At 60.3% G+C, this 17,188-nt stretch carries 12 protein-coding genes; 2 read left to right on the forward strand and 10 right to left on the reverse strand.

Annotated elements, in window-relative coordinates:
- Positions 1–140 precede the first annotated feature (140 nt).
- The 10 genes from NCR40_RS14815 to NCR40_RS14860 all read right to left on the reverse strand — a co-directional run bounded on the left by NCR40_RS14815 (position 141) and on the right by NCR40_RS14860 (position 13,998).
- Positions 141–1,571, reverse strand: coding sequence for an O-antigen ligase family protein (locus tag NCR40_RS14815; protein ID WP_244829134.1), 1,431 nt, complete (start codon positions 1,569–1,571; stop codon positions 141–143).
- Between the two features lie 76 nt (positions 1,572–1,647).
- Positions 1,648–4,008: a polysaccharide biosynthesis tyrosine autokinase gene (locus tag NCR40_RS14820; RefSeq protein WP_250466488.1), complete on the reverse strand. Its 2,361-nt coding sequence runs from the start codon at positions 4,006–4,008 to the stop codon at positions 1,648–1,650.
- Between the two features lie 367 nt (positions 4,009–4,375).
- Positions 4,376–5,488, reverse strand: coding sequence for a glycosyl hydrolase (locus NCR40_RS14825; RefSeq protein WP_250509826.1), 1,113 nt, complete (start codon positions 5,486–5,488; stop codon positions 4,376–4,378).
- A gap of 24 nt (positions 5,489–5,512) precedes the next feature.
- The gene (locus NCR40_RS14830; RefSeq protein WP_250493113.1) at positions 5,513–6,706 is read right to left on the reverse strand and encodes a glycosyltransferase; all 1,194 of its coding nucleotides are present in this window, start codon (positions 6,704–6,706) and stop codon (positions 5,513–5,515) included.
- 22 nt (positions 6,707–6,728) lie between these two features.
- Complete coding sequence (locus NCR40_RS14835) at positions 6,729–7,814, reverse strand: glycosyltransferase family 4 protein (protein ID WP_244829138.1); 1,086 nt, start codon at positions 7,812–7,814, stop codon at positions 6,729–6,731.
- Between the two features lie 12 nt (positions 7,815–7,826).
- Positions 7,827–8,981, reverse strand: a complete 1,155-nt coding sequence (locus NCR40_RS14840) for a glycosyltransferase (protein ID WP_250509827.1) — start codon at positions 8,979–8,981, stop codon at positions 7,827–7,829.
- Positions 8,982–9,403: 422 nt separating this feature from the next.
- The gene (locus NCR40_RS14845) at positions 9,404–9,580 is read right to left on the reverse strand and encodes a hypothetical protein (protein WP_244829140.1); all 177 of its coding nucleotides are present in this window, start codon (positions 9,578–9,580) and stop codon (positions 9,404–9,406) included.
- Positions 9,581–9,826: 246 nt separating this feature from the next.
- On the reverse strand, positions 9,827–11,092 hold the full coding sequence (locus tag NCR40_RS14850; RefSeq protein ID WP_250509828.1) for a flippase: 1,266 nt from the start codon (positions 11,090–11,092) through the stop codon (positions 9,827–9,829).
- 337 nt (positions 11,093–11,429) lie between these two features.
- Positions 11,430–12,920: a N,N-dimethylformamidase beta subunit family domain-containing protein gene (locus NCR40_RS14855; protein WP_250509829.1), complete on the reverse strand. Its 1,491-nt coding sequence runs from the start codon at positions 12,918–12,920 to the stop codon at positions 11,430–11,432.
- Between the two features lie 22 nt (positions 12,921–12,942).
- Complete coding sequence (locus NCR40_RS14860) at positions 12,943–13,998, reverse strand: glycosyltransferase family 2 protein (RefSeq protein ID WP_244829143.1); 1,056 nt, start codon at positions 13,996–13,998, stop codon at positions 12,943–12,945.
- Between the two features lie 620 nt (positions 13,999–14,618).
- On the opposite strand from NCR40_RS14860, the gene NCR40_RS14865 reads away from it, so the two are divergent.
- Positions 14,619–15,740 carry a histidine kinase dimerization/phospho-acceptor domain-containing protein gene (locus NCR40_RS14865; RefSeq protein ID WP_250509830.1) on the forward strand — a complete coding sequence of 374 codons (1,122 nt, stop codon included), beginning with the start codon at positions 14,619–14,621 and terminating at the stop codon, positions 15,738–15,740.
- 73 nt (positions 15,741–15,813) lie between these two features.
- Complete coding sequence (locus NCR40_RS14870; RefSeq protein WP_250509831.1) at positions 15,814–17,175, forward strand: hemolysin family protein; 1,362 nt, start codon at positions 15,814–15,816, stop codon at positions 17,173–17,175.
- Positions 17,176–17,188 lie beyond the last annotated feature (13 nt).

The raw sequence follows: 17,188 nt of genomic DNA on the forward strand, positions 1-17,188 counted from the left end.
CGAGATCTGGGCGCCGGTGGTGCCCCCGCCAGGCGCTCGTACTACAAGCCAGCGTCGCGTCGACAAAACAACGAGCCGCGCCCGCCGCCCCCCCCCCCCCGCCCCGCCCCCCCCCCGCCCGAAGGGTCACCGAGGCGCTTTCAGGGATGACGTCCGCGCGGATTCATGCGGCTGCCGATAGCGGGACGCGGTCCCACGGGCGAGCCGACACGCGGACCCGAATGCGGTTTAGCGTTCGTACCGAAGTCGGTGCCGATAGGCGTCTGATCGATGACGACGGCGGCGTCGCGGTCATGCGACTGCTGCCGGGCCTGCTTGAGCGCGCGCACTCGCACGTAAGCCATCGCGACGAAAGTCCACGGTGCGAGATAGGCGAACTCGGGCACGGAGACCATCATCATCAGCCAGGTGCCCACGCAGCATTGACGCAGCGCCATGCCGCGCGCGTCCCAGTCGAGCTTGAACGCGGGATACAGCATGAGCGCGCTGATGCCGACGAGACCGACCACGCCCGTGTTCACGAGCAACGTGGAGAACAAATCGGTCGAGCGTATGTAGCCGAAGCCGATGCCGAACAACTGATTCATCGGCGTCGCGCCAAGCCACATCTGCACGGAATTCAGGACCAGCATCGAACGGTCCGAGCCCGATTCGTTCTTGCCTTCGAGCTTGTCCATCACCATCTGCTGGAACAGATCGGCGATATAGTCCTGCGCGAGATAGGCGATCACGCACACCACCGCGAGCGCGATCAACGCCTTGATCGGGTTGATGCCGAGCTTGCGCATGCGAATCAGCGCATAAACCGCATAGCCGATCAGCACCGTCGACGACGTACTCATGATGAGCGAAATGCCGATGACCCACACCGGCCAGCGTACGCGCGAGGTCGCGTTGAAATACACCCAGAAAGGGAAGATGGACATTGCGTACATGGAAGGCTCGCCGGTCAGCGCCTTCAGCCGCTGAATGGGGAAGCCCTTGATGTCGATCTGCTGGAACGAGCTGCCGTTCACGGTGCCGTCCGAACGCACGATACCCTTGCCGAACTGATCGCCAAATGCACGGTTCGAGATGAAGTCGCCCGGCTGTCCAGTCGCGACGAAGTAGACCACTTCGTACATGCCGTAGAGCGCGAAGAGCGTCACGGCCACGAGAATCCACTGGTCCCATGTCGGCTTGTAGAAGTAGTAGACGTAGGATGCGTAGAGCACCACCGCCGCGACGTAGATCGACTGCGTGAACATGCTCTTGCGCAGGATGAACGTGACGAGGTCGGTGTCGTCGACCATCGCGACCTTGCTGAAGTCGGGATCGAAAGGCGCCATGACGTCCGCAAGCTGCGAGGTGCAGAACATCAAAAGCCATACGACCACGGCCGCGATCAGGAAGTGCATCCAGTTCTTGCGCGCCTTGCCGCCGAAGAGCAGCACGAGCGGCACCGAAAGAAAGCACATCAGATAGCCGATCGTCGTGCCCTGGATGCTCGGCATCACGAGGAACGACGTCACGGGCATCGCGAAGGCCCATATCTGGTAGAAGCGGTCTGTCAGCGCGAGTTTTTCTTTCATCGGTCGGGGGCTCTTCAACGCGCAACGCCGCGTGAGACACGCGGCGTTGCGTAATCGCTCTTTTAGTGGGCCAAGCTTAATTCACCGGCTTGAACGAACTGGTGTATGCCGCGGCATAGCCATAACTGCGACGGTTGCTGCGCCGGCGCGGAATTGCGTTGAAGACCGAACCCACGAGTCTGCCGCCCGCGCGCTGCACCTTCTTCACGGTCTCCTCGATCTCTTCCTCGGTCTGAATGCCCGAGCGCAACACCAGCACCGTGGAGCCCGCGTCGCTTGCGACGATCGCGGCATCCGTGACGGCGAGGAACGGCGGGGTATCGACGAGCACGAGGTCGAACTGGTCGCTCATGCGCGCGAGCATGTCGCGGAAACGCGGCATCATCAGCAATTCGGACGGATTCTGCGGATAGCCGCCGCACGACATGAACGACAGGCCGGGCACGCCGACGTAACGCAGCGCATCCGTGATGCCGATATCGCCCTTCAGCACTTCCGCGAGGCCGCCAGGGTTCGACTGCTTGAAGAACGACGCGATATGGCCGCGGCGCATGTCGGCGTCGATCAGCAACACTTTCAGGCCGATTTCCGCGAGCAGCACGGCGAGGTTGGCCGCGACGAAGCTCTTGCCTGCCGACGGAATCGGGCCGGTCAACATGACGATGTTGTTCGGCGCATTGACGAGATCGCGATACAACTCGGTACGCACGGCGCGCAGCGCTTCGACAGCCGGATCGTGCGGGAAGCGCGAGGCAAGCACGCGAGCGTCTTCGTCGCGTTCGTCCACATGCGGCATGGTCATGGCATCGTGTTGCGCCTGGTCGTAGTGCGGCAGGGCCTTGGGCGCGGCGCCGTTTTGTTGCGTGCCCGAGAAGCCGAGCGCGCGTCCGACCGGCGACACCGCGATCTCGTGATCGAGCACGAGTTGCTGGCGGCTGAACAGTACCTCGCCCAGCACCGGCACCGACAGACGGCGTTCGACGAACATCGGGTCGGTCACGCCGATCATGGCGTGACGGCGCAGGAAGATGAAGAACGTGCCGACGAAGAAGCCAAGACCCGTACCTGCGAGAATCACGAGCATCTTGTTCGGCTTCACCGGGCGATGCGGACGCAGCGCGTTGTCGAGAATATGCGCGCCGCCGCTCGTGCTCGCTCGACGCACCGACAGCTCCTCGGCCTTGTTCATCATGCCGAGGTAGATGGTTTCGGCCACGCGTGCATCGCGCGTGAGTTCGGCGCTTTGACGCTCCGACGCCGGCATGCTGTCGAAGCGCGACTGGATCTGCTTGTTGGTCGCTTCGAATTGGGCGATCTGCTGATCCAGGTTCTTCACTTGCGGGCTGTCGGGCTGGAAGCGCTGCAAGGCCTGCGTGCGTTGCAGTTGCAGCATGGCGAGCTGTTGCATCGACGTGATGCTGCCTTGCAAATATGCTTGCGCCTCGTTGACCGGCTGCACCGACTGCGACTTCGAACGGAACGCGCTGAGATTGCCTTCGGCCGTCTTCAGGTCGGCTTCGAGACGCGGCAACTCGCCGCGAATGAACTCGAGCGTCTTGGTGTCGTTGGCCTGACGGCTCGCGACTGCCGCCGACATGTACGCCTGACCGAGCGCGTTCGCGACATTGGCCGTGAGTTCGGGGTCGTCCGCATTGAACGAAATCTGCACGATGCCCGTGTCCTTCGCTGACTCGGTCACCTTCATCGTCTTGAGCATGAGCGCGATGGCGTCGAGCGTGTTGTAGCGGATCACGTCGAAGTGCACGCCGGGATGGCCCACCACACTGTCCACGAGCATCGACACGCCATTCGCAGCTGCCGGACGGCCAACGGTGCCACGCACGAGCACGTCGCCGTCTTCGTCGCGCAGTTCGTACTGGTTCTTGTCGAGCAGCACGAAATCGAGCTTCGAATCTTCGAGCGATGCAGGCACGTCGAGCCGGCCGATGTTCAGTTCCTCGCCGCCCCAGCCATACGAATCGAGGCCGAGCCATGCGGGCGAAAGTTGACCGCGCTTGGCGAACAGGTCGGCGATCTGCCCGAGGACCGGCAGCGTACGCGGCTTCGCCTTGATGTCGAAGTGAAATTGCTTGACGACCGGTTCCAGCACGGAACGGCTTTGCATCACCGAGATCTCGGCGGGCGCGATCTGATTGACGGTCTGCGCCTGCTGCTGCATCTGCTGCTGATTCTGCGGCGTGATGCCGAGCGCGTTCGGATCTGGCGGATCGACGCGGATGATGACGTCGGCGGAGTAGATCGGCTTGGCGAGAAACGCATAAGCCGTGGCGAGCAAGGCCGCGCCCGCGATGAACAGCATCAGCATGCCGATATGGTCGCGAAGCAGTTTGAGCATATCGCTCGCGGTGAATTCACCGTCGTCCTTGCCTGAGCGCGAAGATCCGGAGTTGACATAGAGCGTGTTCAAAGGCGCCATCCTCAATTCGATAGTTAGAACGTAGTTGTCAGGGCGTTGGAAAAAACGAATGCCCCGGCGGCTAAAGCCGCGGTACGTCTCTTTGCTTTATTTAATCCGGCGGTACGGCCGGTGAGTCGCAGCAACATGAATGCTTGGGGCCTGCGGCGTCGGTCAGCGCGGGCCTTGACAGCCCCGGCGCATCTTGCAAACCCCTACGATACTTGCAGATAAATAGAAAAAAATTATCCTAAGGGGCATCTTCCGGCCCTGAGTTATCTGCGTCTGTTAAGTACCGAACGTTGTAATGCTCGAAAGGTCAGGCATGCCGCTTGCGCGATGGTGGATTTGGGCGATAATGCGCGGTTTGCCTGAGCCCGGGCACGCCTCACGGCATAGGGTTGGCTTTGATGAATTCGCGGACCACGTCGAAACGTGGTTTTTTTGTTTTACCGTCGTCGTGAATCACGCCGTAGTTGCCGTCGCCACCAAAGCGCTGGTCGTCGTAAAGCTCGTAGAGCGTCACGTTCTGAATGCCATAGGTCTTCGCCATCGAGACGAAACCGCCCAGCGCGTTCTTTCCCACGAGATACCCCGAAGGGTCCGGATGATCCGGACGTACACCGTATTCCGTGATCCAGATCGGCTTGCCGTAACTGTCGCGCAAACGCTCCAGCACGTTGGTCTTTTGCGATCCCGCTGACGTGATCGAACCCATGTCGGAATACCAATGCCACACGGTGATGTCCCACTGCGGCACGGGATGCCCTTTGGTTCCGTCCGGCTGCGTGCCGGAAAAGAGCATGTCCGGGAAGGCGAAATGCAGCCAGCTGAATGACGTGAGCAGAATCTTGGCGTCAGGGTTGGATTCGCGAATGCCCTTGATGAGACCGAGGATCGAGCCGCGCGCCTTCATGTACATCGCGTTATCGTAATCCGACGGATGTTCGCCGCTGCGGTCATCGCCGCGTATGGTCCAGTTGTCGTACTCGTTGCCCACCTGATAGTAGGTCACCACGCCCTTCAGAATGCGTCCGGAGAGCTTGCCGAGTTCGTAGCCGCGCGCGAAGGCTTCCGCTTCGTTGGCGCGCTTCTGCACTTCGAACGGTGTCACGAGGGCAAGCACGCCGATGCACTGCCTGGACGCCTGACGCGCGAAGTCCGCGACCATGTGCGCGCTTTCTTCGTTCGAGACGTCCTGGGCGTACATGGTGACGCCGAGTTCGCGAAGCTGCGAAATCTGCAAACCATAGTCGCTCGTGCGATACGCACCGCGATGTTCGATATGGCCAGCAATGCCGTAGAACACGCCGGCCGACTCATTGCCGCATTTCATCTTGGGTGCGGCGAATGATGGGGTGTCGGCATTGGCATCGGCCTTGGCGCCGCCGGTGCGGCTTGCGTGATACGCATCGGGACTGCCGCTGCGCGCGAAGAGCAGAACGGAGCCGCAAAGCATTGCGCCGAAGAAGGCGACTACGATCAGAATCGTTCGCTTCAATATCTGGACCTCGGGAAGGCGAAACTATTTGGCCAGCATGTCCGAATGCTCGCGCGTGGCGGGATTGGCCGCGCCGCGCGAGCTCGATGCGCTCGTCAGGATGCTTTGCGCTTGCGCGTCGAAAACTTCACGCGAGAAGCGGCGGCGGAAGTCGCGCGTGAGCGCGGCCATCGAGTAGGTGCTCGCCGAGAAGACTCGCTTTACGAAAGACGCGGAATCGTCGACGGGAAACAGCAGCGCATCGGGCAGATAAGATTCGAGACCCGACACCCGTGACACGACAACTGGACGTTCCGCGAGCACCGCTTCGATCATCACGAGCGGCACGCCTTCATACGCTGAAGGCAACACGAGCGTGTCGCTTGCGACGATATACGGCAGCACGTCCTTCTGCGGCCCGACAATACGCACGCATGCGGCAAGCGCGGGACTCTTCTCGACGATTGCTTCGAGACGCTCCGCATCCGGTCCTTCGCCGACGATCAGCACCAGCGTTCGCGCGAACGCTTCCTTGTGACTTTCGATAGCCTGCATCAGAAAGTCCTGACGCTTCTGCTGAAAATTCAGTCTGCCGATATGCGCGATGATCGTGGTGCCGTCATCCGGCAGACCCAGCGATGCGCGTGCTTGCGAACGCGTGAGCGTTGAACGGCTGAAGCGGTCATCGACATAGTTTTCGAGGATCGTGGTCCGCGCACGCGGCGCAAGTGCGCGCAATTTGCCACGCAAGTGCTCGTTGAGCGTGACGAATTCATCCGGCATGCGATACAACACGCGCTTGATGAGCCACTTGATCTTCTCGGCGGCGCCCGCGTTTTCCGGCGCTTCGTCCACGAGAGGAAGATAGCTCACGGCGGTGACACGCGCCTGGCGCGCGGCGAAAAGACCTGCGAGACCGGAAGCGATGGTGCCTTGCGCGATCAGCAATTTTTCGAGTTCAAGACTACGCAGGATGGCGGCCGTGGAGCGCACCATGCGGACGAGTTCGATCATGTTTCCGCGCAGCGATTCGGCCGTATAGGTAAGACCGATGACCTTCACTTTCTTATGCTTGAGCGATAGTTCGCTTACATAACGAAAAAGCGGTTCATTAGCGGTCGGCACGAGAATGTTAAGCGTCTCGATACCTGTGCTTGCGACGAGCGCAAGCATCAGGCGCTTGAGCATTTCCTCGTGCCCGCCATTGATGCCCGAATCGCAGTAAATACCTAACTTCACCGGCCTTCCCCCAAAAACGCGTTCAACGCGATGGCTTGTCGATGAACTGCATGAGCATGCGCGCGCTTTCCGTCCAGCGATACTTCTCCGCGTGTGCAATGCCGCGCTGCTTGAGATCCTCGCTTAGTGCCGGCGAGTCGAGCAATTCGCGCAGCTTAGCCGAAATATCCTCGACGGAGTACGGATCACAATAGATTGATGCGTCGCCGCACGTTTCCGGCAGCGCCGCTGCGCGTCCGACAAGCGTCGGACAGCCGTTGCGCATGGCTTCCAGCGGCGGAATGCCGAATCCTTCGTAAATCGAAGGATAAAGAAAGCAAGCTGCATCCTGATATAAAGCTTTGAGCTTTTCATCGCTCACGTAGCCCGCTTGCTTGATGTTAGGCGCACTCGAGAGATCATGCGCGCGGCCAAAAATAGTGGCGTTCTTCATGCCGACAATAACGAGGTCGATAGACGGATCGTTCAGTCGAATGAACGCGTCGACAAGACGTTGAAAGTTCTTTGTCGGGTTCATGCTGCTCACTGCAAGCACGTACCGGTTCGGCGTGAGATCGAGATCCTTGATGACGGACCGGTCCGGCACGACGTGATCGAGATGGTCCGCTGCGAGCGGCACGACGCCGATACGTTTGGCATCCACACCGACATGATGCGCGAGGCGGTCGCGCGAGAACTCCGAATTCGTCATCACGCAACTCGACGTGCGCGCGAGAATCCAGAACATCACGCGATACCACATGCGGAACTTCCACGAGAAGTGCGCGGGCGTGTCGAACACCGCGGCATCGTGCATGTAGATGACCTGGTTCGCGCGAAAGATCGAACCCGAGTTACTCAGATTGACAATGCGCGAGCGGCCCGCAAAGAGTGGCAGGACGAATTGTTCCCAGAGCACGCCTTTACCGAAGCCGAGCTTCACGGTTTCGACGCCGGCCACGGGTTCGAGCCCGTCTTGCGGCGGCACGGCAAGCGTCACATGCGAGCCTTGCGGCAGCTTGACGAGCGCGGCTACGAGCTCGCGCGCAACGCGTTGTACGCCGGTGGTCTTCTGACTCGTAAACCTGCCGTTGTAGACGAGCTTGTTCGGGGCAATAGATGTGTCCATGTCTCGGGCGGGTCAGTACTGTGATTCGGAAGTGGGTTCGTACGATTCGAATTCGTTCGATTCGACGGGCTCTTTCAAGTACCTGTCCGAACCGAATTCGTATACCGAGAGCCACTTGCGGAAGATGGCTTCCATCGAGAAGCGCCGGCTAGCCGTTCTTTTCGCGGTTTCGCCCATGCGCGCACGCAGGATAGGGTCGTCGCGCAACATGGCGATGTACTTCTGCATGTCTTCGTGCGTCGTGGCGACGAAGCCAGTCTGCCCGTGCAAGACGACATCGCGATTGCCGACCACGTCTGTCACGACAGCGGGAATGCCCGCGACCTGCGCTTCGATCAACGCGATCGGCATGCCTTCCCAGCGCGAGGTCTGCACATAGATGTCGAGGCCGGAGGTCAGGGCGAGCGCGCGTTCACGCGTGACCCAGCCGCTGCATACGACTGAATCGCTCGCAGTCTGACCGGGCAATTCATCGAGGTTTCCGCCGATCCACAAGAATTGCGTCGTGGAGTTGCGCAGATCGGTGGCGAGCTGCACGAAGGCTTCGTGATTCTTCTGGAACGATGCGCGTCCGCTCATGCCGACCACGACTTCACGGCCGTCTTTCTCAAGACGCGAAGGAATCTCCAGCACGTTGACGCCGTTCTCGATCATCTCCGTGTTGCGCGTGCGCATCTGCGTTTCTATCTCGTGCTGTTCGCTCTTGGAGCACGCGACGATGGTGCCGCCCATGCGTGCTGCAATGCGCTCGAAGCTGAGATAAGCAAACTGCTTTGCCGCCGATACATCGCGGCGCAGAAACGCAAGGCCATGCGGCGAATAGAACACGCGGGCACGCGGCGCGGCAACGCGCGCGGCGGCCCGTCCCAGCACACCCGCCTTGGACGAATGCAAATGCACGACCGACGGATTGCATTCCTTGAGCTTGCGCACCAACTCCCACATGCTCGTCCAGTCTTTCTTCACACTGACTTCGCGAAACATGCTCACGTAGACGAGCTTCACGGCCGGATGAAAGAGGCTCGCGAAGTTGTTCGGCGTTTCGGGCCGGATGGAGTGGAGGATCGTGACGCCGACGCCTGCAGCCGCAGCACGGTTCGAGAGCTGAGTGAGCATGGAGAGGACTCCCCCTCCAAAGGCTTCGGTTATATGTACGATCTCTTTCATATAGAACTCTGCAATGAGCAAAAGCCGAGCGCCCGCGGCATTCGCAATTGAGAAGGCACGGCGGTCTTGTGTTTATAGGTGGAGTGGTGAGCTCCGCTTGCCAACGCGCCTCGCTGGGTCCGTTATCGGTTCCGTCTAAGGAGGCATCTATGACGGCCTGGAATGCAGTATCACTAATCGACCTGAGTTTTTCTGTTCGATTAATACATATGCAACCTAACCGGTGCGCCTCGATCTCTCAGAACCGGGCGGCAACGCACACGGACTTGCTGATTCCCCTGCTAATCGGCTTTGCAAAGCCCGCGTTAGCGAATCTGGCTTAAGGACGATCAAAACTGCGAACTGGTCTAAAGAATTCTTAGGCGAGCGTCGACAGTTTGTTCACGCAGTTAAAGACGAATGCAAGCGAGCAAGGCAGCGGGTTAATCGACTTCCGATTCGGCCTTGAGCCAAGCGTATTTCTGTTCGAGCGCTTGGTCGCAAAGTTGCACAAGGGCTTTGAGTTCCTTGAGCGGAATCGCGACGGACTGCATACGCAGCCTGTCTGCACGATCAGCGAGTTCTCGCACACGTTCGAGCGTCGGGTCGTTTGAGTTCATTCCGGTCCTCACCCTGCCTACCTGATGTTGTTACTAATACGATATCGGCTCAAACAATTGGCGTCCGTGCGTTTCGACACATACAAAAACGCAACTTTTGCAGTAACGGTGCGTCGTCGAACGGAAATGTGGGAGCTTGAATCGTCTGGACATTAGGTAGAAGTGGCTAGCCGTGCACCGCATGACGGAGCCGTTTAAAGCTCGTCATGCCGATGCAAACGTGCCTTGTGCACGATTCACGCCTGGTCAGGAACCGGCGCTTTCCGGCATGGCGCGCCGGAGCAGGGGTACGCCCTGGAAGTGCAGGGTGCAGAACATCGCGGTGGCAATCGACGTCTCGACGATCAGCACGGTGGCTGCCGCGCCTTGCTCGCCGAAGAGCCTGGCAAGCACGGCGAGAAGACCGAAGTTCAGAACCGCCGAAGCGATGAGTACACGGCTGAATTGCGCCTTCATGCCGAGTGGAAGCATGGTTTGAACGCCGAAGAGATCGGAGAGACCGGCCATCAACGGGACGAACGCCATCCAGCGCAGCACGTCGACGGTCGGCGCGAACTGGGGACCATAAAGCAGTTTCACGGCAAGCGGCGCGCCGAAGAAAATGCATACGGAGATGAGCGAGACGATCGACCCTTGCAGCACGAACATCTTGCGCAGAAAGGCAAAGGCGTCGTCGCGCGCATGATGCATGAGGAAGCTCACGCGCGGATAAGCGGCCGTCTTGAGCGGCTGAAGCATGTTCAACGCCGCGCGAATCAGCTTGTCGCCGGCCGCGAAGTAGCCGCCCGCCACGTTGCCCGCAATGAAGGTGAGCAAGACAATATTGCTCGATGCATAGATATCGACGAGCGAAGTGGCCATGAACACGCTCCATCCTTCCTTGAGGCGCGTGAAGATGGTCGGCAGGGATACCGGCACGAAGTCGAGTTCGCGTCGAAAGTACAAATACGTGCAAATTGCGATGCCCGAGCACAACGGCACGAGCGTGTTGACGGCCATGGCGATATCGACATCGCCGCGATGACGCACGAAGACGTACATCGCCGGAATGCTCAAGGCGCGTCCGATGAATACGAATACGCTGATCATGCCGAGGTCTTCCACGCCCTGGAAATACCACGTGGGAATGAGCATGGAGCCAACCGCCATGCCGAAGCCCAATAGCAGCAAGTCGCGGTTTTCCGCAAGATACGGCACGATGAACGTCACCGCGAGCAGGATGATGAAGCCTGCAAGCGCAAGCACGCTTTGCGTGAGGATGGTTTCCCAGAAGACCTGCGAGCGCATGGCACGGTCATCGCGATTGATCGAGACTCTTGGTGTCGCCGTCAACGAGAAACTGTAATTCGTAAGCGTGATGAAATAAGCGGAGAAGGCGAGTGCGAACGAAAGGCGTCCATATTCGCTGGGGCCGAGTACGCGCGCAAGCCACGGCAGCGTGAGAAGCGGTGCCAGGTATGTGGATACCTGCAACGTCATCAGAATGGTGAAGTTCTTTCGAAAAGATGCCATGTAACGATAGGTTCCGGCTTGAGCGCTGACTGATCGCGGTAACGCAGTTTGCGGCCTTGTCGCATGTTCGCCCGTTTAAAAGGGCATTGCATGACAACGCGTGTAACGAATCGTTTCGTCAGGCGCATGCGCCACTTCGAGCGCAGCAAGACCAATGGGGTTAGACACATCCTCGCCTTGGCCTCAGGGCAAAGGAGCGCAAGTATGAACGACATGAACCGCTCTCGAGCGGTAAGCCCACGCGAAGCGGTTCATGTTGTCGTGCCGGACGTATTTAACAATAAAAAAATTTATTCGTCAGTGGGTTTGCACACGCACACTGCCGGCTACTACTTGACTATTGGGCGAGCATCGCGCTAGCAATCTCGCTCTCGCTGTTCACTATCTGGTCCAGACGCGTGTCGTGTCGCTCGATCACGAGCGGCGGCAAGCCGATGAACCGGCGCACGACATTACGCGTAATCTGATCGACGACGACATGGCTCTGCGCGCTCGTATTCATGAGGACGCGCGCCCAGTCCGTGGTGCCGCCATTGAACACTTCGCCTTGTTCCGGCGAGCCATTCGCATCGGGCTTGAAGACGCCCATTGCGCCCGCGCCGCCGACATCCCAACCCGTGAGCTTGACGGTATCCGCAAGCGTCACGAAGCCATTCGCGACAGGCGGCACGCCATCCACTTCATAGCCTACGAGACGATCTTCCGCGCCGAACGTCTGACCTTCTCGCAAGCCGGTGCCTGCAAAGACCCAGTGATTTGCCTGACGCACCGTAAAACCGATCGCTTCGCGCTCGCGTCTGATCCATCCGCCGCGCAAGCGTTTCCATTCGCCGTATTTTCCGCCGCCGTAACCATAGCTCAGGCCGATGAGATTCGATTCATCGTGATCGGGCCATTTCTCGGCAAGCCGGTTCATGATCTTGAGATCGCCTTCGATAGGCGCATCGCCGAAATCGACCGGACGGAAGCACGTATTGCCGCTGAAGACCGCGAGGTTGCCGCCTTGCGCGATGAAGCCCGCCACGCGCTCGCGCATCTCCGTGGTCCAGTATTCGTGATGCCCCACGCTCAACATGCAGCGGTAGTTCGCGAGCTTGAGATCCGTGCCGCGATGCAGATCGTGGTCGGTGTAGAAGTCGCAAGCAATTCCTTCCGCCTTGAGCCAGCGAATGAACTTCGCATCCCAATGCGTGAATTGCTGGCGCGGCGAGCGCGAATCATAGGGATCGTTCGGCTCGCCGAGTTGCGCGCCAAGACCGCCGCCTGGCCGACGAAGACTCACACGTGTCGCGGGCTTCGTGCGATGAATCGGGTCGCCGTAGTAACAGCCGCCGCCGATGGAGTTGTATGCGTGATACGTGTTGATCGGCACGATATACGCGATATCGGCGGAAGGCTTGCGCGGCCGCGCGATGACGAGCGCCATGCTGTCGCTGTCGGGCGGTCCCGCGAAGATCGGCTTGTGCGTGGCGGCGCGTCGACCGAGCTCGGTCAGGGGCTCGCCCTTGCCGCCGACTTCATACGCGATCACCACATACGCGCCCGTTTCGAGCGACGCCGTGTTCGGCTTGATGGTGATGGTCGGCCAGCCCCAGTCTTCGTCGAAGCGCACGGGCGTCGTGCGGCCCGGCGACTGGAACACGTACTTGCCGTGCTTGAGTTCCGCCGTAACGGCGCCGCCTGCCTGAACGGCCACGCCGCCCACGCTCGTCAGATTCTCGTCATGCCCTTGCCGATAGATGGCGATGGAAAACCGCGATCCCGGTTGCACGGCGATTTCGAACGGTTCGCCAGCGGTGAAGCCGGGCTTGATCGGATAGATCTGCATCAGTGCGCCTTTATACGCGGAGTCATCGGTTGCCTGCGGGCATCGCGCGCGGCGCGGCGGCGGGCGCGCGAAGTTCCATGCCCAGCACGCGTTTGATCAGGCGCTTGGCGAGAAACAGGCGGCGGTCCGCGGCAATCTTCTTGTGGAAACGCAATTCCTTCGATTCTTCGCCGCGCTGCGTCGCGAACACGCGATATCGCTCCGCCGTGGCTTCGATCGCGCGGATCGCATCGTCATAGGCGCGGGCATCCACGCGCGCGGCCTGGTGGCACGCATAGCCGAAAATCTTGTGGAACATGGCGAGCCAGAAGGCGTCGTATGGACCGCCATCGCAGCGTTGCAGCGTTTCTTCCGCGCAGATCGTGAGGCTCGTGACCGTATAGGTCGTGGCCTTGGTCGTAATGCTGCCCGCGCGGCGCCGGTAAGAATACAGTTCGTCGGCCAGACGATGCAGCGTGCGGGCACGCGCGTAGACGAGCGGAATGGCGGCGGCGTCTTCGTACACGCGGCCTGCCGGAAACTCGATGCCGTCCCACAATTCGCGCTTGTAGACACGCGCGGCCGGGAACACCTGATACACGTGCGCGAAGTCGAGCAGCGCGTCGAGATCGCACGTGCGCGAGCCGATGGTCGAGCGGTCGATCAGCTTCACGTTGTCGATCACCTTGCCGCCAGAATTGATGATGCCCACGTTGAACTCGATTATGTCCGCGGCTTGCGCGTCGAGGAGCGGCATGATCTTGGCGGTGAAATCCGCGGACCAGACATCGTCGGAATCGAGAAAGCCGATATAGGGCGATTTCGCTTCTGCAATCGCGCGATTGCGTGCGGCGGAAACACCACGGTTTTCCTGGTGAATCACGTGAATCTGCTTGCCATGCGCGCGCTTCTGCACTTCGAGAATGCGGGCGAGTGTCTGGTCGGTGGAACCATCGTCGATAACGATAAGTTCGATCTCGTCGGAGCGCGGCTGCGAAAGCGCGGATTCCAACGATGCGGCTATAAAGTGCTCGACGTTATAGGCGGGAATGATCACCGACAGCAAGGTTCTGGGGGTGTCGCTCTCGACGCGTGTCATAGGCTCGTGTCACCGGATTAAGTTTTAGTTGAAGCCACCGTGGCCGCGGCCGGCGTTCGAGGGCCGACATTAAAGGTCGACCAGCCGTCCATACGTAGTCTCCTGACAAATGCTATAGGCAGTTGTAAGCTTGGAATGTTCGCCGACGCACGCAAGAAATTTCCGCTTCTTCGCAAACGATTTCCGTATCTTCAAGCGCGATTTCGTGCATAGCCTTGCAAAACCCGCTGAATCCTTGTCAGGCGCGGATAATCAGCTTAGAGCGAGTAAAAGACACGCGTGTTTCAATTGCTTCTCGCAAATGGCGGGTATAGCGGATGAGAGCGTTGGTTATCCGCGGATATCGGCCATTTGAATTGCACTGACTGTATATCGGCGCGGTTTCGCAATGGTTGAATCCAGGACGCATGACACCCTCGTTTTCTTCGCACGTCCGTGCACGCCAATTGCTGGAATTGCCCCGTAGTTCGTGAGCAAACAGAGCCGTTCGTGCGGCAGGCGCTCACCTATAATGGCCTCTCGGAAGACCCGCAGGCTTGGCCTCGCGCGACGCGCTCCCGGTGACCGGAACGCCGCTCGCGACAGAACCTCAACACCGATCCACGCAAGGACCCAAAACCGTGACCACGTCATTTTCCAGTACGGTCGAGCCCGGAGACACTCAGTCCTTCGATACGGCCGTCGCCGGAAACGATGGCTTGCTGGTGCTCGATGCGGCCCAACGCTGCCTCAGTGCCGACGCCGTCTTCTCCCATCTCTTCGATGTCGATTCCACCGCGCTGCGCGGACGCGCACTCGCCGATCTCCCGCTGCCCGCTCCGTTGATCGCGTCGCTTTCGCTTGCAGCCGATGCCGCGCTCGCGGGCAACGGCGCCCGGCGCGCGCAGGTCAGCATCGAGGAGGACGATTCCACGCGAGTCTTCAACATACTTGCGCTGCCCGTCGCCGAATCCGTGACGCTGATCGTCTCGACCTGCGCGAACGCGACGGGTGCTAGCGGCAACGCAGCGCGCATCGCGCATCTGCGAGCCGAAGCCGCGCTGTTCATGCGCGATCACGTGCTCTCGGTCGTATCGCACGACTTGCGCGGTCCGCTCAACGCCATTCATAGCTGGGGCTATGTGCTCGAGCGCAAGGTCGATGCAAACGACCCCGCCGCCCAGCGCGCGCTCACGGGCATTCGCTCGGGCGTCGAACAGCAGGTCAAGCTGATCGAACAGTCGATCGATACGACGCGTGCCGAAACCAAAGCCGTCGCGCTTGCCGTCGCGCCTGCCGCCGCGCGCGCTCTTCTCGAGCGTGGCGTCGCGCTCGCACGCGAGGCTATCGGCGAGCGACGCGGCGTGAGCATCACGCTCGACTCGCCGCTCGTGGAAGAACAAGTGGAAGGCGACGCCGATCGGCTTACCAACGCGCTCTGGCTCATGGCGGCATTCGCCACCGAAGCAAGCGCGCGCGACACGACGGTGCAGGTATCGAGCAACATCGAAGGCAGCACGTGGCGCACCGACGTGCGCTTCACGGTTGCGGCGTCCGCATTGACCGATGCATCGGCCGCGCATGTACTCGAGGCATTCGCGCGCAGACAGGCGCTGGAGCCGCGCGAAGCCGGCCGCATTGCGTGGGGCCTTGCGCTTTGCAAGCGCATTTCAGAGGCGCATGGCGGCGCGTTCGAGCACACGGATATCGTCAATGGTGCAGCCGTCACGGCCACCATGCGTATTCCGGTGGCGGGAATGTAATTGAGGACGTAAATTGACTTTCGTTTGCCTGTCGCCCATATACTGACGCTTTCCACTTTCGAAGAGAGTTGCTTTGGCTCAGGTTGTCGCGCTGGTCGGCGCATTGTTGCTCGTTGCCCTGAATGGTTTTTTCGTCGGGGCGGAATTCGGGCTCGTCAAGTTACGGGCGACGCGCGTGCAGGCCATCGCGCGGACCAACGGCCTGCCGGGGCGTCTGCTCGCGAAGGTGCATAGCCAGCTGGACGCCTATTTGTCCGCGTGTCAGCTAGGCATCACGCTCGCGTCGCTCGGGCTTGGGTGGATAGGCGAACCCGCGTTCGCTTCGCTGCTGCATCCGCTGTTTGCGCTCATCGGCGTTCAGTCGGAAAAGCTCGTCGAGTCCGTGTCGCTCTTCTTTGCGTTCTCGGTCATCTCGTTTCTGCATATCGTGGTCGGCGAACTCGCGCCCAAGTCGTGGGCCATTCGCCGTCCCGAGCAGGTCGGCCTGTGGCTCGCCACGCCGCTCTATGGCTTTTACTGGGCCATGTACCCCTTCATCTGGGTGCTCAACTCGAGCGCGAATCTCGTGTTGCGGCTTTTCGGCATGTCGGCGGAACACGGTCACGACGCCCACTATTCCACCGACGAACTCAAGCTCATTCTGCGCGGGCGTCGTCTTGGCGGGGCGTCTTCGTATAACGCGGACGAGTGGAACACCATCGCGCATTCGCTCGACTTCAGCCGCATGACGGTGTCGGACCTGATGCGTCCCGCGCACGAACTCGTCGGCCTGCGCAACGACTTGCCCATGCGCGATAACTTGACCGTGATCTCGCGGCATCGCTTCAGCCGTTATCCGTTGTTCGCGGATGCTTCCGGCGAACGCGTGCTCGGCATGATCCATCTGAAGGATTTGTTCCTCGCGGGCGACGGCGAAGCGCGCGGCTTCAACTTCAGCTTTTCGAAGGATGCCGAAAAGATCGAGAAGCTCGCGCGCCATGTCCGTCCCGTGCAATACGTCGCGCCCAATTTGTCGGCGCTGGAACTGTTCCGGCGCTTTCGCAAGGGCGCGCCGCATTTCGCCATCGTGGGGCGCAAGGGCGCGAAGCCCATCGGCTTTATCACGCTCGACAATCTGCTGGGCGCGCTTGTCGGTCAGATTCACGACGAATTCCGTCAGGGCGATGCCGACTGGTCGCGCATGGACGACGGCACTTTGATGGGCAAGGGCAGCTTGCCGGTGGTCTCACTGGAACGCGCGCTTGGCATCGATATCGACGAAGGCCGCGCGGAATCCGTCGGCGGGCTCGTCATCAATGCGCTCGGGGACTTGCCGCAGGAAGGGCAGCGCGTCGAGTTCGACGCCTTCGACATCGTCGTCAAGAAGATGAACGGGCCGCGTATCGTGCTGGTGCGGGTGTATCCGCGCGAGGAAGAGGTCGAGCACGCCGAGTAGTAGCGCAGGCAAG

Source organism: Caballeronia sp. GACF4 (genome assembly GCF_023631025.1).
Classification (GTDB): Bacteria; Pseudomonadota; Gammaproteobacteria; order Burkholderiales; family Burkholderiaceae; genus Caballeronia.